Source organism: Telluribacter sp. (genome assembly GCF_035998675.1).
GTDB lineage: Bacteria > Bacteroidota > Bacteroidia > Cytophagales > Spirosomataceae > Telluribacter.
Map to the genome: position 1 here is coordinate 332,594 of NZ_DASYHI010000018.1, position 20,685 is coordinate 353,278.

Below are 20,685 nucleotides of genomic sequence, written 5' to 3' on the forward strand. Positions count from 1 at the left end.
AAATATTATTTATTTAAGCAAGTTAAGTTATAAAAATAATTTAACCATGACTGGATCAGAGCCTATAATTAATAATTCAGATAGTATGAGTTCCAAATCGTTGCGGTGGCGACCCGAGGATTTGTTGCTCACCTGGCTGGTTCCTATGAGCTGGGAAGAACTGGCCGCAGACAGTGATGACCGGGCCCTGGAAGCCTACCGGGCCCTGGAGCTTAGCGTCCGGTTGCAGGATGCTTTTGAAGCCCCCAAGCTTCGTGACTTGACTCCCCGCTTAGGTCAGGAAACTATTCTGAAGCTGTTGGCTTACGCCTGGGTGCGTTATACAAAACGGGAGGGTAAGGAGGCTGTATTGCCTGCGCAGTTACGGCAATGGGCTCAATTTCTTCTGGATAGCTATCCGCTGGAAAGTATAAAAGATATTATATATGCCTTTCGAAGAATAGGTGCCCAGTATGATACGCCCCGGGAAGTAATGACGGAGTATCTGGAATGGAAAAGTCAGAAGCTGGAAGAGTGGCACCGGAGTTATAAAGATTCCCCCGACACTTTACCCGATTGGATTTTAGCACATTGTCCCCCTCACTGGTTTGAAAACAATAAAAGAAATGAAGCAACCCAAAACCGCCGTACTACCAACGACACCGACCAGGCTGCCTGATAAAGAAGCCGCCAAAGCAGAAGCCCGAAAAGAAGTAGCCTGGCAGAAGTGGATTAAGCTGAATGTGGTATACGTGAGTCCGGACGTATGGGGAACCGACTTTTCGGAAAGGTACCACGCCGAAAAAACCATCGCTGATTTGCGTAAACTTCCCACGCGGGTACTGGTTGACACCCCTACGCTTGATTACCTCGTGCGGGACCCGTCGCGACTTTCCCATAATGCCCTGCTCATCCTGAATGACGCCGATACGGAGTGTATCGTTAGTGCGGCGACCTGGTGGGAGTGGGCCGAGAAGGTACGGGAGGGGCAGTATATACTTCGGGCCGACTTTGGTGCGTTCATGTCCCGCATGACCAAGAGCTTTGGGCTGTCGCAGGGAGAGCTGAACTCACAGGTTATGAACGAATTTACCCGCCTACAGCCAGTAAACCAGCTGGTTGAAGTAGCAGCCGGTACCAAGTCCGGAGCTGCTACCCATTTATTGAGCAGTGAAAACACCTACAACCGTTGGCTGGTAGCCCATGCTGTATCCCTGGAGGTTCCACTGCTAACGCCGGATCTGCAGTTTGGGGCTTACAAAAAATCCGGACTTAAAGTACTATGGTAATAATTTACCTGGCTGGTGAGGTACTGCTCAACCAGCCCGTCGCTCCGTCTTCGGTCCTTACCAATTCATAATCTTCAAAGTACCCGAGTACTTCCACCGTTTCATTACCCGTTAGTGAGCGAACTGTTTCTGCTCCGCCCACTGGCAGGTTAATAAGCGGTAAGGGAGTACTTACTTTTCTTTTGGTCAGTTGTCCTTCAATGGGCTGTAGTGAAGTAGTAGCAATATAACCCTTGGTACCGTCGGGCAGGAGTACCCGGTAGCTCCGGGCCGACTGGCCCGTGATCCAAACTACAGCATGCTTATTTAAGGGAGCGATTTTCTCCTTCAGATCATAAGAGCGAAAAAGGTTTCCTTTCTGCGCAAGACGGGCGGTGTCGCCCAACCAGCGCGTGGCTGCCAAATTGGGTAGTCGTTCTTCCCGGTCATTTACAAAAGGCAAAGGATCACGAGCCCCTGACCAGCCTCCGTAAATACCAAAGTGCAGATGTGGTGCCGTGGTAATAGCGTTTCCTGTATTCCCTACGGTACCCAGCGTATCTCCGCGTTTTACCCGTTGCCCTACCGTTACCAGCTGCGTGTCCAGGTGCGCGTAGTACAGCGAAATACCCAGGCCCGTTGCTGACACCGATACTACATTTCCGCCCAGGTTATTGGTACCCACCCGGGAAACAAATCCATTGGCGGCAGCGACTACAGGAGTACCTCGGGGAGCTCTTATGTCAATCCCTTCGTGCGAGCGCCGGCCCGCATCCCGGACGGCACCCCAGTAGCTGATAATATCGGCCCGACTTCGGCTGGCAACCGGAAAGCCCAGCACCGGCTCCGTTTTCAGGTTCAGGGTAATGGAAGCTACATTATTTAAACCAGTCTGCAGGCGTAGCAAAAGCGTTTCCTCCTGACCGCCTCCGTACACTATCACCGAATCATCCTTAGCCATATAGGCTACGCGCTCAGGCTTCCCCGTTTGCGAAACCCGGAAAAGGTCAGCGAAAAGCCGCAAGGTACTGTCATTGCCGGTTGGGTCGGTTGATATCACCAGCCGACGACCAGCAGGAACTACAAATCGATAGGAATGTGCAGAAACCGAGTCTCCAAAGAAATCTTTTTCCCGATAAGGCAACCCCACCAGGAGGGAGTCAGAAAGTACCTGTTCGGCCTGTCGTTGCCACGCGCGACCTGCCGGAGTCCGGTCTAATTTCTTGCGTCTCAGGTCGCGCTCATAAAACTCCCGTGGGGTAGTAGGAAACCATTGGGTTATAGGCGGAATCTTTAAGTTACAGGAGGCAAGGGTACCTAGTAAGAAAAGTATTAAAAATCTATTTGTATGTTTTTTCATAGTGTATCAAAGTCTGCTAATGTTAGTTCGGGGAGGAACAAATCTGTGCCAGCCTAAACATAAAATCTTCATAAAAGAGCCTAAATGCAAGATTTTCAGGCGGCTCTTCGGCGATTCTGCTGTTGATAGTGCTCCTCGTACAGAGCAAGCCCCGCTCTGACAGCAGCCTCAAAGTCTGGGAGGCTAAGCTTACATTCTTCTTTGGTTCTGAGGCAGGTAACGGTAATATATCCCTGCCGGGCTACTTCCTGCTTTATCACTAGTTGGGCAGCTTGTTTTACTCTCATGGTAGTAAATTTTTATAATGTAAATATATTATAAATTGTCTATATAACTGCTATTTTATGATAAAAGTTAAATACAAATTTAGTATATTTGATTATTGAATAACAAACAAAACCAGGCTGATGAGTAGCAGTATTGTGAGACAGAAAAAGCCGCTTTCGAGCGGAGAAGTTGAGCTGGAAAGGGCGCTAAGACCACTTTCTTTCAGCGATTTTACGGGTCAGGACAAAGTAGTGGAGAACATGAAAGTATTCGTGAAGGCGGCACGGCAGCGCGAGGAGCCTTTGGACCATGTGCTGCTGTACGGCCCTCCCGGATTGGGTAAAACCACGCTCTCCCATATCCTGGCCAATGAGATGGGCGCCGGAATAAAGACTACCACCGGTCCGGTACTGGATAAGCCCAGCGAGCTGGCCGGAATCCTGACGAATCTACAACCCGGCGATGTCTTGTTTATTGATGAGATTCACCGCCTCAATCCGGTAGTCGAGGAATATCTTTACTCGGCCATGGAAGATTATAAGATTGATATAGTATTGGATACCGGCCCCAACGCCCGTACGGTTCAGATAGGCCTTAGCCCTTTCACCCTGATTGGGGCCACTACCCGTTCGGGGTTGCTCACGGCGCCACTACGGGCGCGGTTTGGTATTAACGCCCGGCTGGAATACTACTCTGCTGAGCTGCTTTCCACGATTATTAGTCGTTCGGCGATCTTGTTGGGCAGCCCTATTGACGCCGCTGGTGCCTACGAGCTGGCCAGCCGCAGCCGGGGTACTCCGCGTATTGCCAACAACCTGCTGCGCCGTACCCGCGACTTCGCCCAGGTACTTGGCGACGGTACTATTACGCTGGATATCGTCAAGCGTACCCTGGTTGCCCTGGAAGTTGATGAGGGAGGACTGGACGATATGGATAACCGTATTCTCATGGCTATTATTGACAAGTTTAAAGGAGGACCGGTTGGGCTAAGTACCATTGCTACGGCCATTGGGGATGAGTCGGAAACCATTGAGGAAGTGTATGAGCCTTACCTGATTCAGGAGGGATTTATAAAGCGTACCCCGCGTGGGCGCGAAGCAACCGAAAAAGCTTACCAGCACCTGGGGCTCAACCTACCCGACCGCTTTTTGCTGGACCAGGCAGCGTAGGGAGCAGTGCGCAGTGCCGGGGTACCTGGTCCGGTGGTCTAAGGTACTTCGGTATTTATTAAAAATAAATTCTGTAACCGAAACATGCATAAAGTTAACTAATTGTGCGGCAGCAGGTTGGATAAAACTTATTATCTATAATATGGAATTTTTAGAGTATGGCTACTGTTATAATAATACTTAATTATACTGTCAATGGAAGCATCAGATGAAAAAATGAAGTGGGAAGAGCAGGAGCAGTGGCGGAAATCTATTCCGGCTCAGGTTTTTCTCAATCACTTCTTTGGAATTCAGAGGCATATCCTGCACCTGCAGGACAATTACTCGCTGGCAGATTTGTCCCGGTTTCAGTCATTCGCTCCTTCACTGACAAACGAGCGGATTGAGCATGCTGAAAAGATGCTTATCCAATGCTGGAACACCGAGTATGGCTTGCGCGCTACGGCGGCTAATGGCGACGAGTCCTATCTTAAAAATGCCCTGCACTGGACTTTTCCGCAGGCGTACTACTGCCTGCTCTTTGGAGCTAAAGCATTTCTAGCGGTGGAGGGAGGAATAGCCACGAGTGAAAACATAGTAAGGCTACGATTGGGTAGACTGGTAGCAGAAGGCTGGTTTCCCTATCCGGTTAGTTTTGCAGCCTTTGGTTCGCCGGGTCATTTTTCGCTCCGGGCCCTGCCAGAGGGGTATCGTACCCCAAACCTGCAGTTGGTCGACTCTCCCAAGGAGTCACAGGCACAGGTAGGGCAGTTTCTGCGTACTACCCGTACCATGCAGGCCCAGGCGTTGAGGAGAAGGCTACAGGCTAATCCGGATACGGCCCAGCGCAATGCAAGTACCGGTAAGGTGTTGACCAAGTTTAGTAAAAAACACTGGGACGCCGTAGCCTATAAATTAGGAGCGACAACTTTCTTTGATTTGTTTTCACGATTAAAGATATCGGCTAATCACCGGGAAATAGAGCGCTTTGTAGAAGCGGCAATTGATTTCAGGCTTTTCCACCACTGTTTGCTGGAAACCGTTCAGTACATCAATACTATTCATGAGGCTTACGTGGCAAAAGCCTTGGGTAAGCAACATTATGAAAGTTTCGTTGAGCAACTGCCTGGCTATTTACGTAAAGGATTTGTACAGAATCGATACGAAGATGTCATAAAGCCTTTGCTGACCAAAGTAAAACCGATGTCTGTACCGTACAGATTGGCCAGCTAATGGCTTGGTGTTACGGTGCAAAGGCTAAGTTGAATCTGAGGTGTATATTAAATAACAATATAATATCGTTTAACAAGTAAATAATAAAGTTGAAATACACAATGATGAAAGAGACCAAGGACTTTTTTCGCAGCCAGGGAGGAGGGCAATATTTCAAACGGGAAGGTGATCAGGTAAAGATTATTTGTCTGTATGAATTCAATCCTTCCATAGAGCGGACCAAATTCAACGTAGCTTTAATAGAGGCATTACACTGTGAGCCTTGTGAAGCTACCGATTTCGAAAAAGCCGAACAGGAAGTAGCACGATTACTTGACTTGCCCATTATTCCCGTGCATCAGCGCGCTTAACAAGATTCCCTCCTCTTTATTATATAGGCCCGGTTTTAATGACCGGGCTTTTTTTATTGTGCTGGCACAAAAATTTATTCCTGTTACATAAGCTCTCCTAAAGAAGACATTAATTATTAGTGATGGTTACAGTTTATTGAATAGTTTTTGTTTATTTCCCCACCTTTCCTACTTTATGTGGGGAAATGTGCTGGGAGTAGAGAAGGTTTATCCACAGTTTCCCCAATTGTGGTAAACCTCTATGTTTATCTTCAAAAAATAATTTACGTATACACAGCAGGTTAGAAGTAGAAAATGAATTCAAATGGCAGTTACATGGACGGACAAAGCAGGCTGCTGGTATAATTATTTAAATAATGAAGCTAAAACTATATATCTACTTCCGTTTTTTAACCTTCAACAATCATAAGGAGTGAGCAACGTGGATAAAGTGCACCTAAAAGAGTTCGTTCAGTGTGCAGCTATGCTTTGGAACGAGCATAAGAAGAGAGAGACCTTATATATTGAGGCTATGAAGAAAGACGACCTAGGTACACTACGTCGTACGTGTAATCAAGGCCATATTAGCGCCTTACTTTTTCAAAAAGAGATCCAGTGGATTTACGATTATTTCAAATGTATGTTGAATGATAGTGACCTGCGGGATAGCTCGGTAAAAAAGTCCAATCCAATTTCATTGGACAAGTTTAACGATCGTATCTTAATTGCCAGATTACTCAAAGACACTGAGTACTCAACCTTACACTGCTACCAAAAACTACTGAAGTACCTGGATAAAGACAGTGAAGAATCTTATATTTTGCAGGAACACATAGCCCGCATTTCAGATTTGTACGAAGTACTGGCTAAAGAAGTAGGTACTGTGCAAACCTGGAGCAGTACCAGCCAAATGCCTGCCTATAGAATAGCAGCTAGTGCCTAACAAAGATCCGATATATTATTCCAAACCACCCTTAACTGTTCGAGTGAAGCGAGAGGAAACTTACCAAAGTTTCCTCTCGCTTTTTTTATGCCCTTAGCTAACAACAGCCGAATGACTACCCAAAAGAGCCTTTAGACGCTGCTCGGTTTCCGATAAAAGAGAGTCGTCTTCCGTACTTTTGGACAGAAACCGTTTTAGTTTGTTGTTTTCATAAGCCAGTAGTACGGCCGGATGTACGTAGTAGCGGCGACAAACCGCCCGGGTATTACCCAGGTGAGCGGCCACAGCATCCAGACAAGCGTTTACCTTCCGGTTAAAATCCCGTTTGCTGGTACTGGCTAGCTGGGCGCTGAGGAACTCAAAAGCGGTAACGGTACCCATCCAGGTCCGGAAGTCTTTGGCGGTAAAGTTTCCTTCGGTATGAGCCCTGATGTACTCGTTCACGTGCTCTGCCTTGAGGGTACACCGTTTGCCGTGCTCGTTGCTATACTGAAAAAGCCGTCGCCCGGGCATTGCCTTGTAGTGCTTTACCAGGCGGGCCAGTTGTCGGTCACGCAGGGTTATATCGTGTTTTATCCCTTTTTTTCCTTTGAAAGTAAACCGCACCAGTGAACCCGTTACAGTAGTTTGCCGGGCATCCAGGGTGGTAATACCCGACGAACCGTTTTTTATTTTATACCGTAGGTTCCCCACCCGGATACACGTTTTTTCCATGAGCTTTATGACCAGTGCCGTTACCTTTGAGAGGTCGTCGTTGCGTCGCCTCAGGTCTTTTTCAACCTGCTCGCGCAGTTGAGGTAAGGCGATTGAAAAATTTAGCAGCCGATAGTACTTGGCGTGGTTCCTGATCTGGTTCCAGAAAGGGTGATAGCGGTACTGCTTGCGCCCGGCTTCGTCAATACCCGTAGCCTGCAGGTGGCTGTTGGAATCCTGGCTGATCCACACATCGCGCCAGGCCGGCGGAATGACCAGCGACTTGATACGGCTAAGGGTTAGTCCATCTTTACAACGCTCGCCCTGCTCATTGACATAGTAAAAGCCCCGACCCGCCCCGATACGGCGGTAGCCGGGAGCATAGCCACTTCGAACGTAGGTAAGGCCCACCGCCTCGGCTGTCCGGACGGGGTCATGTTTTAGTTTTTTTATTTGTTTGGGAGAGATGGAGGGAAAATCCACATTAGGTCCCGTGGGTGTTGCTACTGCCGACATACTTCATTTATATTAGACAAGGGAGTCTACAAAATCAGTACCCGTACAGTGCGGTGTTTTCTATATTGTCAGTTGCGGAATAGACTACTCATTGTTTTAGGATTGGTAGCTGCGGTGAGGATATTTAACCTCTTTACCTTACCACCGGAAAAGCCACAATTCTTACTTTGGTACAGCCGTAGGGGATGAGGGTAATAGCTTCTACGGCTTCACCTACTTTGCCTTTGTACAGGCCGTTCCGGTCGGTTACCGGCTGTCGGGCTACTCCCTCTACTACTTGCCAGGCGGGTATTTTCCGGGCCGACGTCCGAAGCTCAATGGGGGCATTCGCAATATTCCACACAAACGAATCAGCCAGGGGTTTTATAGTAACCTGAACATTTTTCAGGGGGTCTTTGATTACCTGCTCTACCAGCCCGTAATTCCAGTCGCCTTTGGGAAATATGCTGAAGTACTTACCTTCTACTTCATTGTGACCTTCTTCCCACTGTTCTTCCAGCCGGAGAGCATATACCAGCGGACCACGTTCAACTGCTCTCGAATTTTTGGCCCAGTTGGAGGTAGTTACCTCCATCGGCAGGTGCAGCGTAAGCTTATCACCGTTCTTCCAGGTTTGGTTGTGGGTATAGAGCTGACCGGCTTTTGCCTTACTGATTGGTTTTCCGTTCAATGAAACGGTAGCTTCCTTGCACCAGCCGGGTATCCGGAGGGTAAACGGGAAAGCTACCGGCTTGGGAGTCTTTATTTCAAAGTGAATAACATCACCAAAAGGGTAGTCCGTTATTTCGTTGATGGTTACCTCGGTATTGTCACTACCTACCTTTGCTTTGAGTTGGTTGGGGCTATAAGCCAGCGCCGCGAGACCGTTGTCGCGGGTTCGGTACCAGAGATGCTGGGCAAACTTGGTCCAGCCCTGGTGCATATTGGCCAGGCAGCAGGTATAGCCGCTTCGCATACCGAATACATTGTTCATTTCCCGGTCAAAGGGGAGCGAAAAATCAAATACCCCCCGCGATACCTGTACCTGATTGGCGATCTGGAAGTACTGTTTGGCGTTATAGTCGTCGGTCGTTTGGGTAGGTAAGGCATTAAAGGTCATTCGTTCGAGCGCGTCCATATAGTGTACATCGCCCGTTACCGCAATAATATTCTCCAGCGAGAACATCGACTCAACAATGGCGCACAACTCTACTCCCTGCGAAGGATCATTGCCGTGGAGGTCTTCGTCACCCGAGAATATACCCATGGGCAGACCGTGGAGCGTCATCAGGTCGTTAAAGCCGGTTTTCAGCGCTTTCAGGTACTGCTCGTCGCGGGTTCGCTGGTAGTTCACAGCCGGGGCTTTCAGCGCCATGCCCACGTTTACCGCGTGCCGGTGCATCCAGTTCTGGCCGTTTTGGTTGGTAGCCGCTTCAATTGCCCAGTCACGGTTGCCCAGCCAGGTACTCCAGGGGAACGATTGTGACTCCACCAGCGAAGCGAGCTCCAGTAATGATTTATCCCGCGTAATACCGTACAGCCACTGAGCCATCATTACATTGTCGGTGCCCCGGGAGGTGGCCCACTCGGTCCATTTGCCAACGGGACATTTTTTGAGGGACTGTAACTGGTAATGGAAGTACTTAGTCATAAAAGGAATCACGCGCGGGTCCTGGCTGGCGGTGTAGTACTGCTGAAGTACCTTAAGCATGATCATCTTGGGCCACCAGTCTTCGCCCTGTTCGCAGTTGTCGGCGGTAATCTGTACGCCCTGTTCCCGCTCCGCTTTCGTAATGGGACCAAAGTAGCCGGAAGGCCGCTGGTGGTCGAGGGTCCAGTTGATATACCGGAGTACTTTTTCCTGGAGGGGCTTGCTGTCCAGCAGGTAAGCCAGTGGCACGGCGCCATCCAGCCAGTAGGGTGTTTCTTCCCAGCCGTCGCCCTTGCCACCCAGCCAGCCGTTGTCTTTTTTTATTTTGTTATGTACCTCATCCAGATGCCCCGTGGTACCTTTTTCCATAATCAGGAGCTGATTGCGCAGCCAGCCCGTGGGTTTTATGGTACCCAGTGGCAGTTCGGTAAAGACGGGCGGCGTATAGGTTTCCAGGGGCCTGGGTTGTGCAGTCGGGGTCGGTTGGTGATACGAACCGGTCGTGAAAGAAGTGAACAGAAGCAGGCAAACAGCTGAAAGTAGGCTCTTCATAGGGAATCTCCGGGTTTCGGATTTTGAGAGTGATTTACCTTCTCAAGATAAAAAAGCTTTGCTTCTAATGATAGCCGGGTATAAAATAAAGAATCCTAAGCCTTTAGACTTAGGATTCCGGGTTAGAGGTTGAATCAGACGCTATGTATTTAGCTGGCCGGTTTGTTCTGAAAAACGGCAATAATGTTTCGGGTTACTTTTTCGGGCGTAATGAAATGCGGCTCGCCCGGGTAAAGTATGTAAGTATGCTGTACCTTTAAAGCCTTCAGTTTTTTCTGAAGTAGCAGGCCGTGCTGCCAGGGTACCAGTTCGTCTTTTTCTCCGTACAAAAGTATAGTACGCGGAGAGCGGAAACTAGCCAGGTAGTAGGGGCTGGCGTTAATGAAATTATCATACGGTTTTTCGTACTCCGCCCCAACCAGGTATTGAACATTGGGCTGCAGGCTTTTGTCAATAAGTTCTTTTATACAGAGCTCCGTGGGGGCCGATGCCGCCACTACGGCTTGTACAACCTGCTCCTGGTTGTCGCGGTAGGCGTGGGTAAGGGCCAGGTGGCCGCCCGCACTTACCCCGGCAATCACGTAATCCTTCTTTTTGATATTATACTTTTCTGAATTTTTCACCAGAAATTGTACGGCCGACTGGATATCCGCTAATTGAGCAGGCAGCAGTTTTCCGACATCGCTAGCAATACGGTAGTTGAGATTAACAATAGCCAGGTTTTTCTTGGTCTTTTTTAACAAATCAACGGTAGGAATTAGATGGGATTTATCACCGCTTACCCACCCGCCTCCGTGCAGCAGGACAACTACTTCCGCCGGATTTTTTTCCAGGGAAAGAGGAAGATACAAATCAAATTTTTGCAACGGTTCTTTACCATAAGACACGTTTTTGAGTTCAACGTGGTCAATGATAGGATCGTTGATAGAACTGGTATCGGGAGCCATCAGACCTAAATCCTGACAACCGGTTGAGCCAAGTGAAAGCAGCCCCAAGGCAAGGCACGCAGTTCTGTGAATAAATTTCTGAGAAAAATAGAGAGTACCCATAGTAGCTTTTTTTAGTCATTTCTGCTTTAAAACATACGTTACAGCAGTTGATGAAGATGAATAAGTTTGCAAAAAAACCTATGCCACGGGATCGTTTTCTGTTGTTTAACTTAGTTAACGGTAAATTTTCCTCAATAGTTATTTTATTTTCTCAAATTCTAATAAACAACTTTTTCTTAAACATCCAATATAAAATTAGCCACTGCACCAGTAGTATAACCCCTCCATTAACGAGCGTACGGTAAGTTTCGCCCATAAAAAGGTCATACTGAGGGTTAATGTGAATCCGGAAAGACTGATCAATAAAACCCACTACCGTATGAGCCAGCACGTAGGCGGCAATGGAGTTCATTCCGACAACTATAACGGGAAAGAACCACTTTTGGGTTTGAAGTATATCAACCACATAATAGAAGCCCGCCAGCAGCAGAAAACACCAGCCCCCGCTGAACAGGGTCCAGGTAGGGGTCCAGATCCGTTTCACGTTGGGAGCAAAACCCGACCAGTTTAGTAAAAACCCCAGCGTGAGCAGTAGGCCGCCGGTAAGCAGCAGGCGCTTGAGGAGCGGACCGGCCGCTTCCGAATTTTTGATCCATTGCCCGGCCACCAGTCCAAGTACCATGGTACCGAGGGTAGGTATGAAACTCAGCGTAGCATAGCCTCCGCCGTTGTACAGAAAAGGCTTTTCGCGGGGAAATAGATTGAGAAACCACTGGTCAAAAGCCCAGGCCGCATTGGTGTTCTTATCCCAATGGGCCGCAAAGCCGCCCAGCCGATGGGGCCAGTCGGCGGGTACCCCCGTTTGGGTCCAGTCAAAGTCCGGGCCGGGCAGCGGATAAAGCGCAAATACCAGCCAGTACCCAACCAGCAGCACGGCCAGCGCTATCCACTGCGTACGCGGAGACCGGAACCCGAGCGCAAACAAAAACGGATACCCCAGCCCAATTTGGGTAAGAGTGTCCTCAAAGGTAAAATTAGTTTGCGGACGGTACATGGAACGAAGAAAAATACCCAAAAGTACCAGAATGAGCGCGCGCCGTAGCATGTGCAGCCACAGGTAGCTGGTGCTGTGGCCTTTGACAAGGCGGCTCGCCAGCGAGTAGGGCAGGGCCACTCCCACCAGGAAAGTAAACGAAGGCTGGATCAGGTCATGCAGCGAACAGCCAACCCAGGGTACGTGGCTCTGGTGGTGGTGAAGGAAAGACCAGAAGGTACTTTCCGGCGCCGCTTTGGCAACATGACCAAATTCAAGTACTTCGGCCATCATCAGTAACATAACAAAACCACGGTAGGTATCCACGGAGGAAACCCGTTGCGGCAGGGAAATTGGTTCTTTCACAAATAGAAAGCGCTTAGGGTAATGGCCACTACTGCTGTATTAGTTTTTGACTAGAGATGATTTTCCCATCGGCTTCCAGGGTGACAACCTGCACGGGCGCTCCGGTGGCAGTTTTTAAATCCAGCTCGGTGCTATGGAGACCGGCGGGCAGCGTACCCAGGTTTTTCTGTAGGGTAGTTCGGCCCCAAAGATCGATCATCAGTACTTTTACCTGGGAAGGTTTAGGCAGGTTAAACTTTACCTGCACCTGCTCTTGAGCGGGGTTGGGGGAGACCGTCAGGAGCAGGCTGTTGCTGGCGGTAGTACTGGCCGTCACGTCAGACCCAAACTGTAGGAGTACATCATCCATCCAGCGCAGCCTTTGGTTGAGCCATTCTTTGAGGTAGTTCACTTCGTCCGGGTAGTTGTTGCCAACGTAATAGTTGGGCCACAATTTCTGCCCAAGTACCGGCCAGCGCTGGAAATTCCGGATGGGAGCTTCCTGCAAGCTGGTTATAGTTGAATCAATATACTTGTTGATGTGGTCGGTTTTGAGTACAGTCTTCCGCAGGGACTGGTACCGTAGCCGTACCTTGCGGGCGAAGTTATAGTCCATCAGCAACCTGTTCCACCAGAAGGGAATTTGGTAGGTGTCATCCCGGCAGTGCTGATTAAAGTCAAAAGCCCAGCCCTGGTAAAGTTCGCCCTGACAATAGTCGGCATTGCCGTAGGCCAGGTTATAGTCCCAGATAGGCCCCATAACCAGCTTTCCTCCTTTACTATCACGGTCTTTGTAAAAGAAAGTACTTAGCCGGTAAGCGTCAATATTACGGCTCACCTCATTTATTATCAGGTAATCTACCCAGGAGTCTACATCAATGTACCTGGCGTATCCCGTGGTTTCATCGCGGTAGTCATCGCTTTTCAGTACATTCTCAAAATTAGTAATGTATTCTTTTATGTAGTTGAACTGGTTTTCGGTCAGGTCCTGTAGTTTGGGAAATTCCACCTGAATGGGAATAGAGATCGAAGGATTCATCGTCGACTTATAAGGCGACTGCCAGGTTCGGGAAAGGGTACCTTCGGTTTTATCGATCTTCAGAATATAGCCACCCGTCAGGGCATCGCCACTGGTGTCTGAGCTTTTTAAGTTTGAAATATTGACCCGATTCTTATCCCGCTTTATTTTTTCCATCAGGATGTACAACCCCTCATAGCGGCCATTGATGATAACCTCACAGTAGCGGGTTTGGGTGGCATAATAGGGGCTAAACTGCCGGTAAAGCCCATAGGTAAGTACTTCCCGGACCAGGGTTTTGTCGTTATAGGTGGCGTTCAGAACCCAGTCTTCTTCGGCAGGTATGCCCAGCAGTGAGGCACTGATTCCTTCTTCGCCCCTGGCATCGCGCAGTTCAAAACCATAGGGTTTTTTAGGGAACAGAATTCGCGAAGAGGAACCCCGTTGCTCTATTCCTATTTTACCTTCATAAGCCGGCCGGTCAGTGGGGGAATTAGGTTTTCCGACGCCATTGTCAATAAGTTTCAGGGAAGCTACAATCTTGGGTTCATTGGGAATTTCCTGACCATGCGTGTCTATCAGCAAAATAGGCAGGTTAGAGGAGTCGAGTTGTTGGGCCCCCGCGTAACTCCCGGAGCCTATAGAAAGGAAACAGACGACTATGCTCAGTAAAAATCTTTTTTTCATAGGCTCTGGCTAACCGTTGGTGGAAATAAAGTAGTAAGTTAATAAAAAAACCTCCTCCTGTAGTCAGGAAGGAGGTTTTTTAGTAGTGGATAGGCTGGTAATCTAGGTCAGGTTCTGCTTCTTCAGCTCCTTCACGGCATGGTCAGCCGCGCGGGCTGTCATGGCCATATAAGTAAGTGAAGGGTTCACGCAGGAGGCCGACGTCATGAAGGCGCCATCCGTTACGTATACGTTTTCGGCACCCCATACCTGGTTGTTGCCATTAAGTACCGAAGTCTTAGGATCACGTCCCATGCGGGCCGTACCCATTTCATGAATACCGATACCCAGGTTTTTGGTGGTGTCGTTGTAGGAATTAACATTCTTGAATCCGGCTGCTTCGAGCATTTCGGCGGCGTCATTCATCATGTCTACGCGCATCTTTCTTTCGTTTTCGCCGTAGGCCGCATCAAATACCACCAGCGGCAGGCCCCACTTGTCTTTCTGGCTGCCGTGCAGGTACATGCGGTTGCTCTCCTGCGGTAGTACCTCGCCAAAGCCTCCCAGGTTCATACGCCACGTACCCGGTTTTAAAATTTCTTCTTTGAAAGCAGCGCCGAATCCTTCCATAGAACCACCACGGCCCCAGCCTTCACGGCTGGCGCTACCCTGATACCCAAAGCCCCGCAGGTAATCACGCTTATCGTTACCCCAGTTGCGGTAGCGGGTCACGTAGATACCGTTGGCGCGACGGCCAAAGTAGTACTTGTCTTTAAAACCGTCAAACTCGCCTCCGGCGCCTACGCCCAGGTGGTGGTCCATGATATTACGACCCAACTGGTCGCTTTCATTGCCAAGTCCATTGGGGAAGCGGTCAGACTTGGAATTAAGCATTATAGATGCCGAAGCGATGGCGGAGGCATTCAGGAAGATAATCTTGGCAAAGTACTCCCGGGTTTCATTGGTGTTCTGGTCAATCACCCGAACTCCGGTAGCTTTACCGGCCTTGTCGTCGTAAATTACCTCAGTTACGATGGCGTCAGGAATCAGGGTAAGGTTGCCGGTTTTTTGGGCAGCGGGCAGCGTAGCAGCCTGCGTACTGAAATAACCACCGTAGGGGCAACCGCGCATACACATGTTACGGAACTGACAGGCCGCCCGGCCCAGCGCCGTCTGGTGCTCCTGCGGAGCAGTCAGGTGAGCTGTACGGCCTATGATGATATGACGTCCCGGAAATTTGCCTTCAACCGTCCCTTTCAGATGGGTTTCGACGCAGTTCATCTGCATGGGTGGCTGAAACTGGCCATCGGGCAGTACATCCAGTCCGTCCCTTGAACCACTAATCCCCGCAAACCGCTCTGCGTAGTCGTACCAGGGCGCAATATCCTGGTAGCGAATGGGCCAGTCAATGGAAATACCGTCTTTGGCGTTGGCTTCAAAGTCGGCCTCGTTCCAGCGGTAGCTTTGGCGTCCCCACATCAGCGAGCGACCACCTACGTGGTACCCTCTGATCCAGTCAAACGGGCGGTCTTCGAGGTAGGGATGTTCCTTGTCGTTTTCGAAATGGTGGCGGTGTTCCTCATTGGCGGTATAGCCGGTGCGGTAGTTGGCCCAGTACTCTTCCCGCGCCAGGGTACTTACCCGACCGCGGTGCTCAAACTCCCAGGGGTTAAGGGTAGCGGTTTTGTAGTCTACTACGTGCTTAATGTCACGCCCGCGCTCCAGCATGACCACTTTCAGGCCCTTTTCAGTCAGTTCTTTGGCGGCCCAGCCACCACTTATTCCTGATCCTACTACTATGGCATCGTAGGTAGCCTGTTGTTTTGCTTTTATGTTAAGATTCATTCGAAGTATTGTTAGATAGAGTGATTGGCAGTAAACCAGAAAGGTTCCTTCTTCACTGATGATTACTTTTTACATTGCCCAGGCTTTCTGGCCAGGCTTGAGATCTATGCATCCTTCATATTTGGTAGGAACAGGTACGTATGCAAGTGCCTGGTTAACGCCTACCTCCGAGGTGAAGTAGCCAAGCAAGGTCAATTCTTTAATCAGTCGGAAGAAAGGTACTCCCGGCTCTTCAAAGACTTTTCCGGCTTCTTTGGCTTTAGCGCGCTGCTCCCCGATTTGTTTCAGTTCATTTATTGATTCCTGCTCCAGGGCTGTAAGTAGTTGCGTACGTTCTTCGGGCGAAGCGTCCATAAAATCCTCGTCGCCGAGTTTTTCCAGTCCTTTGCTGAATTTTTCCTGGTCTTTGGTATAGTAGCAGTCTTTGAGCATTACCTGAATGAACTCGCCCACTTTCGCATCCTTAGCACCGGGGGTGTTGGTTCGGGGAATAATCATTTCAGCAACTTCTGAAACAAGGTTTAGCTGGTCGTTCGAAAACGCAAAATTTGCCGCTTTTGACGTTTCGTCGGCAGTTTTGCAGCCTTCCAGAAAGGCCACTATGGTGGGAGCCGAGAGTGTTCCCCCCATTAGAAACGCCACACGGGCAAGAGCATCACGTCTATTCATTTGAATGAAATTATATAAAGGGTTAACAATGCAGAATGTAAAAATACATTTGCTAAGTACAAATAATGAAATATTAACGTCTTTATTTTTGAAATATTTGTATATCAGATAGGTTATATCTCTTATTTGGATATTTGCCCGGTTGAATGCACAACAACTATGGGCAGACTGAAATCAAGGGGCTGAATTTATTTAGGTTCGGGACTGTTTTTTTTAGATAATCCATTAAAAAGTTATTACCTATGATAAAGCCTTTCATTAAACCCATTACCATAGATATTGTCTCGGATGTAGTATGCCCCTGGTGCTTTGTTGGAAAGCGGCGCCTCGAAAAAGCCCTGGAGCAGCTTCCTGAGGGCTCTGAGGTACAGGTCAACTGGCACCCCTATCAGCTTGACCCTACTATTCCGGACGAGGGGCATGACCGGAAGGAGTACTTCCTGAAAAAATTCGGTAATGAAGCCAAAATCGAGCAGATGTTCGCCCACCTGACCAATGTAGGTCACGAAGCCGGTATTGATTTTCAACTGGATAAGATTTCGGCCGCTATCAATACATTTCCCCTCCATAAGGTTCTCCAGGTAGCCGGTAAAGAAGGGTTTCAGCACGAAGCCGAAGAGGTACTTTTTAAAGCCTACTTTACCGACGCCCGGGATTTGAGAGATGTAGCGGTCCTGACGGAACTGTTCTCCCCATTTGGGTGGAATCAGGAGAAAATTGAAACCATCCTGGCCGACGAGGCAATTGGCTACGAGGTACGTCAGGAGATGAATCACTTTCAAAGTTTGGGCATAAGTGGGGTACCTTTCTTTATCCTGAATAACAAGTACGGTATATCAGGCGCTCAGCCCGCTGAGGTATTTGTGCAGGCCCTGACCACCGTTCGGGACGAAATGCTGGAAGCCATCAGCGGCCAGGCCTGCGGCCCGGAAGGGTGCTGAGGGGATTTCCCAAAGAGTACCCCTACGAAAAGAGGCACGACCTGTGCCTCTTTTCGTAAGGGAGTAATAGATTATGTACTTCCAGAAGTTATCGGGATAAATTACGGGCACCGCTTAACCTTGTTTGCTATCCCTTTTGTTGCTTTAAATAATTCAATTGAATATAAACGTAGCTATACTAAAATTGGGGAAAATGACCAAAGTCGTTTTTCCCGGTTACGAAAAAAAATAATTTTTGATTGCAATTAGACCATACTTTCCGTTACTTTTCGCAAACATTGTAACTCTACTTACACCTATACCATGGTTAAAATAATCATCATTGATGATGAAAAGAACATACGGGATGCTCTTCGGGACATTCTGGAATATGAAGGATATGAAGTAGATGAGGCCAAGGACGGGGATGAAGGCCTTGAAAAAATTAAAACGAATGAGTACCACGTAGCGCTTTGCGATATTAGCATGCCCAAGATGGACGGTCTGGAGCTATTGTTGAAAGCGGGCGATTCGGGCCACAGTACGCAGTTTATTATGATTTCGGCCTATGGCAACGTAGAAAATGCCGTGGAAGCTACCAAGCGCGGCGCCTTCGACTTCCTGACCAAGCCACCGGACCTGAACCGCCTGCTGGTAAGTGTCCGGAATGCCATCGAGAAGTATAAACTGGTGGCCGAAACCAGTCAGCTCAAAAAACGGATTTATAAGATCAATGAGATAGTGGGAGACTCTGAGCCCATCCGACGGGTGAAAGAGTCCATTGAGCGGGTAGCCCCAACGGAGGCCAGGGTCTTGATTACCGGACCCAACGGTACCGGAAAAGAGCTGGTAGCCAAGCAGATTCACGGTAAAAGCCCGCGTGCGCACATGCCACTTATTGAAGTAAACTGTGCCGCCATACCCAGCGAACTTATTGAAAGTGAACTGTTCGGTCACGAAAAAGGAGCTTTTACCTCGGCCATTAAGCAACGTATCGGGAAGTTCGAACAGGCCAATGGAGGTGCCATTTTTATGGACGAAATTGGCGATATGAGCCTTTCGGCCCAGGCCAAGGTACTGCGGGCCCTTCAGGAAAATAAAATTACCCGCGTCGGCGGCGAAAAGGAAATCAAGGTAAACGTACGGGTTATAGCAGCTACCAACAAGGACCTGCGTCGGGAGATTCAGGAAGGGAATTTTCGGGAGGACCTTTTTCACCGCCTGAGCGTAATCCTGATCTATGTACCACCGCTGGCGGAGCGTAAGGTTGATATTCCTTTGCTGTCCGATAAATTTCTTTATGATATTGCCGAAGAGTACGGCAGCGCTCCCAAGCGTATCCTGCCGGAGGCCATGCAGTACCTGCAGACCCTCCCCTGGACAGGTAACGTGCGTGAACTACGCAACGTAATTGAGCGACTGGTAATTCTTTGCGGCGACATAATTACGCTCGATGACGTTAAGCTCTATGCCAATATCGGGGGGTAATTTGAGAAAGATATTTAAAACAGGAAGCTCCGGCCAGTAGGTTGGGGCATCCTGTTTTATAGAGCCATCAGATTACAGCCTCTGATATCGGAGTTGTCGAAGCGGCCCATGACGTAGAAGGTACCAGGCTCAGTTCCCAGGCGACCCAGGTCCTGGGTTTCGATAAAACTGCACGAATCCAGATTAGCCAGGTCCACCACATTAATACCACCCGTTCGGTAAAAGGTACCTTGTTCCTTAATTGCAAAAGGATCGTTGGTTTCCCGAATCAGGATTTGCATGGTATAGCCGCTCCGAAACAGGCCCTGACCCGGCGAGTACCCTTGTGACAACAATTCGGTCATGCCGTATTCAGAATGGATGTCGCGGATAGGCAGGTGGCTTGTAAGCTGGTCATGTACTTCTTCCCGGAGCATTTCGCGGCGGCGTCCTTTCATGCCACCGGTTTCCATGACGATTAGCTCGGGTAAGTCCCGCAGGAAAGCCGTGTCATGCAGGCTTTCGGCCCAGTCGAGCAGGGCAAACGTAACTCCCAGTACCAGTACCTTGCGCCCATCGCTGAGCCGGGCCAGGCTACGTAACTGGCGGGTTAGAGCCCCGGTGTCATAAAGATAAAATCCCGAGTAGGAGGAGGCGGTTTTTTCAATAAAATGCCGCGCCATATACACCAGGGATGAATTGTTTCGTTCAAGATAAGAAGGCAAAAGTGCCAGTACGTGGAAGTTATTCAGCGGCCCGTAGTACTGTTCAAAAATACGTTCGCTGATGAGCTGGTAGAGGGAAGTGTCGTAGAGCGCATGACGACTGGTAACAGTACCCGTGGTACCGCTGCTTTCAAACAGGATCGCCGCCCCGGAAGGATGACCCGTTTGGATAGTGTGGTTCTTGAAAAACTGAATGGGTAAAAAAGGAACCTCCGTCAAACGCTGCGGACTATCGGGATGGATACGCAGGTGCGAGAGGTAAGCATTGTACACCGGATTGTACCGGGCCTGGTACCTGAACACCCGCAGGGCGGTTTCCTCGAAGCTGGCCGACGTTACGTCCAGGACCTGCTGGCGTAGAGCCCCTCTAAGAACTTCGGGTGAGCTATTGCGTGGTAGTTCCAATCCTGTTACTTTCGTGGGTAGTGTATTCGAATTACTTTAACCGATACAAAGATATTTCAAAAGCAGATTCCAAACTCTATCAGGGCCGAATCTGTTAGTACTACAAGCTAAACCACCGACATTTCACCTGCGCTATGCGTTACACTGTTTACATATTTCTATTTGCCGCTCTGACCCTGGTTAGTTGTGTTGAAACACCTGATTTTGATACAACCCCCACTATTGCCTTTAATAGCATAGACAAGTTTACAGTACCGGATCCCTTTTCCGGCCCCAATGCCCGGAAAGATTCCGTGATCATTACCATTGATTTTGAAGACGGTGACGGCGACCTGGGCGTAACAGCCGAAGAGCGAAGCGATACTACCCTGCTTAATTCCAAGTACAGTGGCTGGGGCAATTACGAGTTAAAAACCCTGCGCCTGGAAAAGGGAAGCTTTGTAGAGCTGCCCACGGCCGTTACCAGCAAATTGTTTTTTCCGGTACTTAAGCGGGACGGAAAGCCCGGACCCATCAAAGGAAAACTTGATTTCTCGCAGATATTTTTCTACTCCCGATTTGCCCAGCCCACCGTACTTAAGTTCCAGGTGCGGGTACGTGACCGCTCCCTTCGGGTAAGTAATATCATCGAAACCGATACCATATCCGTTCCGCTGGATTAGTGGGAGGGAACATTCTGTTGTTG

At 49.1% G+C, this 20,685-nt stretch carries 19 protein-coding genes; 9 read left to right on the top strand and 10 right to left on the bottom strand.

Going from position 1 to position 20,685, the window contains the following annotated elements:
- Positions 1-85: 85 nt before the first annotated feature.
- Both VGN67_RS12065 and VGN67_RS12070 read left to right on the top strand, forming a co-directional pair.
- Positions 86-658 (top strand): hypothetical protein, encoded by a 573-nt coding sequence (locus VGN67_RS12065; RefSeq protein ID WP_327487081.1) that lies wholly within the window; start codon positions 86-88, stop codon positions 656-658.
- A complete protein-coding gene (locus tag VGN67_RS12070) occupies positions 606-1,268 on the top strand; it encodes a hypothetical protein (protein WP_327487082.1) in 663 nt (220 codons plus the stop codon). Before VGN67_RS12065 ends, VGN67_RS12070 begins: the two co-directional genes overlap by 53 nt.
- A 4-nt stretch (positions 1,269-1,272) precedes the next feature.
- Here the strand turns inward: VGN67_RS12070 and VGN67_RS12075 are convergent, their stop codons facing one another.
- Positions 1,273-2,607: a M23 family metallopeptidase gene (locus tag VGN67_RS12075; RefSeq protein ID WP_327487083.1), complete on the bottom strand. Its 1,335-nt coding sequence runs from the start codon at positions 2,605-2,607 to the stop codon at positions 1,273-1,275.
- A 95-nt stretch (positions 2,608-2,702) separates the two neighbouring features.
- On the bottom strand, positions 2,703-2,894 hold the full coding sequence (locus VGN67_RS12080) for a hypothetical protein (RefSeq protein WP_327487084.1): 192 nt from the start codon (positions 2,892-2,894) through the stop codon (positions 2,703-2,705).
- Positions 2,895-3,014: 120 nt separating this feature from the next.
- Here VGN67_RS12080 and ruvB point away from each other — a divergent pair, with 120 nt between their 5' ends.
- The 4 genes from ruvB (at position 3,015) to VGN67_RS12100 (ending at position 6,527) form a co-directional block, all read left to right on the top strand.
- Complete coding sequence (gene ruvB / locus VGN67_RS12085; RefSeq protein ID WP_327487085.1) at positions 3,015-4,043, top strand: Holliday junction branch migration DNA helicase RuvB; 1,029 nt, start codon at positions 3,015-3,017, stop codon at positions 4,041-4,043.
- Positions 4,044-4,238: 195 nt separating this feature from the next.
- Positions 4,239-5,255, top strand: coding sequence for a hypothetical protein (locus tag VGN67_RS12090; RefSeq protein WP_327487086.1), 1,017 nt, complete (start codon positions 4,239-4,241; stop codon positions 5,253-5,255).
- A gap of 101 nt (positions 5,256-5,356) precedes the next feature.
- The gene (locus tag VGN67_RS12095; protein WP_327487087.1) at positions 5,357-5,605 is read left to right on the top strand and encodes a hypothetical protein; all 249 of its coding nucleotides are present in this window, start codon (positions 5,357-5,359) and stop codon (positions 5,603-5,605) included.
- A 463-nt stretch (positions 5,606-6,068) separates the two neighbouring features.
- Positions 6,069-6,527, top strand: coding sequence for a hypothetical protein (locus VGN67_RS12100; protein WP_327487088.1), 459 nt, complete (start codon positions 6,069-6,071; stop codon positions 6,525-6,527).
- A 93-nt stretch (positions 6,528-6,620) separates the two neighbouring features.
- Here VGN67_RS12100 and VGN67_RS12105 read toward each other — a convergent pair whose 3' ends face one another.
- The 7 genes from VGN67_RS12105 to VGN67_RS12135 all read right to left on the bottom strand — a co-directional run bounded on the left by VGN67_RS12105 (position 6,621) and on the right by VGN67_RS12135 (position 16,483).
- Positions 6,621-7,736, bottom strand: coding sequence for a DNA topoisomerase IB (locus tag VGN67_RS12105; RefSeq protein WP_327487089.1), 1,116 nt, complete (start codon positions 7,734-7,736; stop codon positions 6,621-6,623).
- 133 nt (positions 7,737-7,869) lie between these two features.
- Positions 7,870-9,918 (bottom strand): beta-L-arabinofuranosidase domain-containing protein, encoded by a 2,049-nt coding sequence (locus VGN67_RS12110; protein WP_327487090.1) that lies wholly within the window; start codon positions 9,916-9,918, stop codon positions 7,870-7,872.
- A 149-nt stretch (positions 9,919-10,067) separates the two neighbouring features.
- A complete protein-coding gene (locus VGN67_RS12115; protein ID WP_327487091.1) occupies positions 10,068-10,913 on the bottom strand; it encodes an alpha/beta hydrolase in 846 nt (281 codons plus the stop codon).
- 205 nt (positions 10,914-11,118) lie between these two features.
- On the bottom strand, positions 11,119-12,306 hold the full coding sequence (locus VGN67_RS12120; protein WP_327487092.1) for a DUF5009 domain-containing protein: 1,188 nt from the start codon (positions 12,304-12,306) through the stop codon (positions 11,119-11,121).
- A gap of 28 nt (positions 12,307-12,334) precedes the next feature.
- On the bottom strand, positions 12,335-13,990 hold the full coding sequence (locus VGN67_RS12125; RefSeq protein WP_327487093.1) for a CotH kinase family protein: 1,656 nt from the start codon (positions 13,988-13,990) through the stop codon (positions 12,335-12,337).
- Positions 13,991-14,092: 102 nt separating this feature from the next.
- Positions 14,093-15,814, bottom strand: a complete 1,722-nt coding sequence (locus tag VGN67_RS12130; RefSeq protein ID WP_327487094.1) for a GMC family oxidoreductase — start codon at positions 15,812-15,814, stop codon at positions 14,093-14,095.
- Between the two features lie 69 nt (positions 15,815-15,883).
- Positions 15,884-16,483 carry a gluconate 2-dehydrogenase subunit 3 family protein gene (locus tag VGN67_RS12135; RefSeq protein WP_327487095.1) on the bottom strand — a complete coding sequence of 200 codons (600 nt, stop codon included), beginning with the start codon at positions 16,481-16,483 and terminating at the stop codon, positions 15,884-15,886.
- Between the two features lie 242 nt (positions 16,484-16,725).
- Here VGN67_RS12135 and VGN67_RS12140 point away from each other — a divergent pair, with 242 nt between their 5' ends.
- Complete coding sequence (locus VGN67_RS12140) at positions 16,726-17,424, top strand: DsbA family oxidoreductase (RefSeq protein ID WP_327487096.1); 699 nt, start codon at positions 16,726-16,728, stop codon at positions 17,422-17,424.
- Positions 17,425-17,727: 303 nt separating this feature from the next.
- Positions 17,728-18,891 (top strand): sigma-54 dependent transcriptional regulator, encoded by a 1,164-nt coding sequence (locus VGN67_RS12145; RefSeq protein ID WP_327487097.1) that lies wholly within the window; start codon positions 17,728-17,730, stop codon positions 18,889-18,891.
- Between the two features lie 56 nt (positions 18,892-18,947).
- On the opposite strand, the gene VGN67_RS12150 is transcribed toward VGN67_RS12145, so the two are convergent.
- Positions 18,948-20,000, bottom strand: a complete 1,053-nt coding sequence (locus VGN67_RS12150; protein ID WP_327487098.1) for an acyl transferase — start codon at positions 19,998-20,000, stop codon at positions 18,948-18,950.
- Between the two features lie 134 nt (positions 20,001-20,134).
- On the opposite strand from VGN67_RS12150, the gene VGN67_RS12155 reads away from it, so the two are divergent.
- On the top strand, positions 20,135-20,662 hold the full coding sequence (locus tag VGN67_RS12155) for a hypothetical protein (RefSeq protein WP_327487099.1): 528 nt from the start codon (positions 20,135-20,137) through the stop codon (positions 20,660-20,662).
- Positions 20,663-20,685 lie beyond the last annotated feature (23 nt).

Bases quoted from the DNA above. Each gene is read 5' to 3' on its own strand.
- VGN67_RS12065 (WP_327487081.1), top strand. From the start codon at position 86: ATGAGTTCCAAATCGTTGCGGTGGCGACCCGAGGATTTGTTGCTCACC.
- VGN67_RS12090 (WP_327487086.1), top strand. From the start codon at position 4,239: ATGGAAGCATCAGATGAAAAAATGAAGTGGGAAGAGCAGGAGCAGTGG.
- VGN67_RS12135 (WP_327487095.1), bottom strand. From the start codon at position 16,483: ATGAATAGACGTGATGCTCTTGCCCGTGTGGCGTTTCTAATGGGGGGA.
- VGN67_RS12130 (WP_327487094.1), bottom strand. From the start codon at position 15,814: ATGAATCTTAACATAAAAGCAAAACAACAGGCTACCTACGATGCCATA.
- VGN67_RS12080 (WP_327487084.1), bottom strand. From the start codon at position 2,894: ATGAGAGTAAAACAAGCTGCCCAACTAGTGATAAAGCAGGAAGTAGCC.
- VGN67_RS12100 (WP_327487088.1), top strand. From the start codon at position 6,069: ATGCTTTGGAACGAGCATAAGAAGAGAGAGACCTTATATATTGAGGCT.
- VGN67_RS12110 (WP_327487090.1), bottom strand. From the start codon at position 9,918: ATGAAGAGCCTACTTTCAGCTGTTTGCCTGCTTCTGTTCACTTCTTTC.
- VGN67_RS12105 (WP_327487089.1), bottom strand. From the start codon at position 7,736: ATGTCGGCAGTAGCAACACCCACGGGACCTAATGTGGATTTTCCCTCC.
- VGN67_RS12125 (WP_327487093.1), bottom strand. From the start codon at position 13,990: ATGAAAAAAAGATTTTTACTGAGCATAGTCGTCTGTTTCCTTTCTATA.
- VGN67_RS12145 (WP_327487097.1), top strand. From the start codon at position 17,728: ATGGTTAAAATAATCATCATTGATGATGAAAAGAACATACGGGATGCT.
- VGN67_RS12155 (WP_327487099.1), top strand. From the start codon at position 20,135: ATGCGTTACACTGTTTACATATTTCTATTTGCCGCTCTGACCCTGGTT.
- VGN67_RS12095 (WP_327487087.1), top strand. From the start codon at position 5,357: ATGATGAAAGAGACCAAGGACTTTTTTCGCAGCCAGGGAGGAGGGCAA.
- VGN67_RS12140 (WP_327487096.1), top strand. From the start codon at position 16,726: ATGATAAAGCCTTTCATTAAACCCATTACCATAGATATTGTCTCGGAT.
- VGN67_RS12075 (WP_327487083.1), bottom strand. From the start codon at position 2,607: ATGAAAAAACATACAAATAGATTTTTAATACTTTTCTTACTAGGTACC.
- VGN67_RS12070 (WP_327487082.1), top strand. From the start codon at position 606: ATGAAGCAACCCAAAACCGCCGTACTACCAACGACACCGACCAGGCTG.
- ruvB (WP_327487085.1), top strand. From the start codon at position 3,015: ATGAGTAGCAGTATTGTGAGACAGAAAAAGCCGCTTTCGAGCGGAGAA.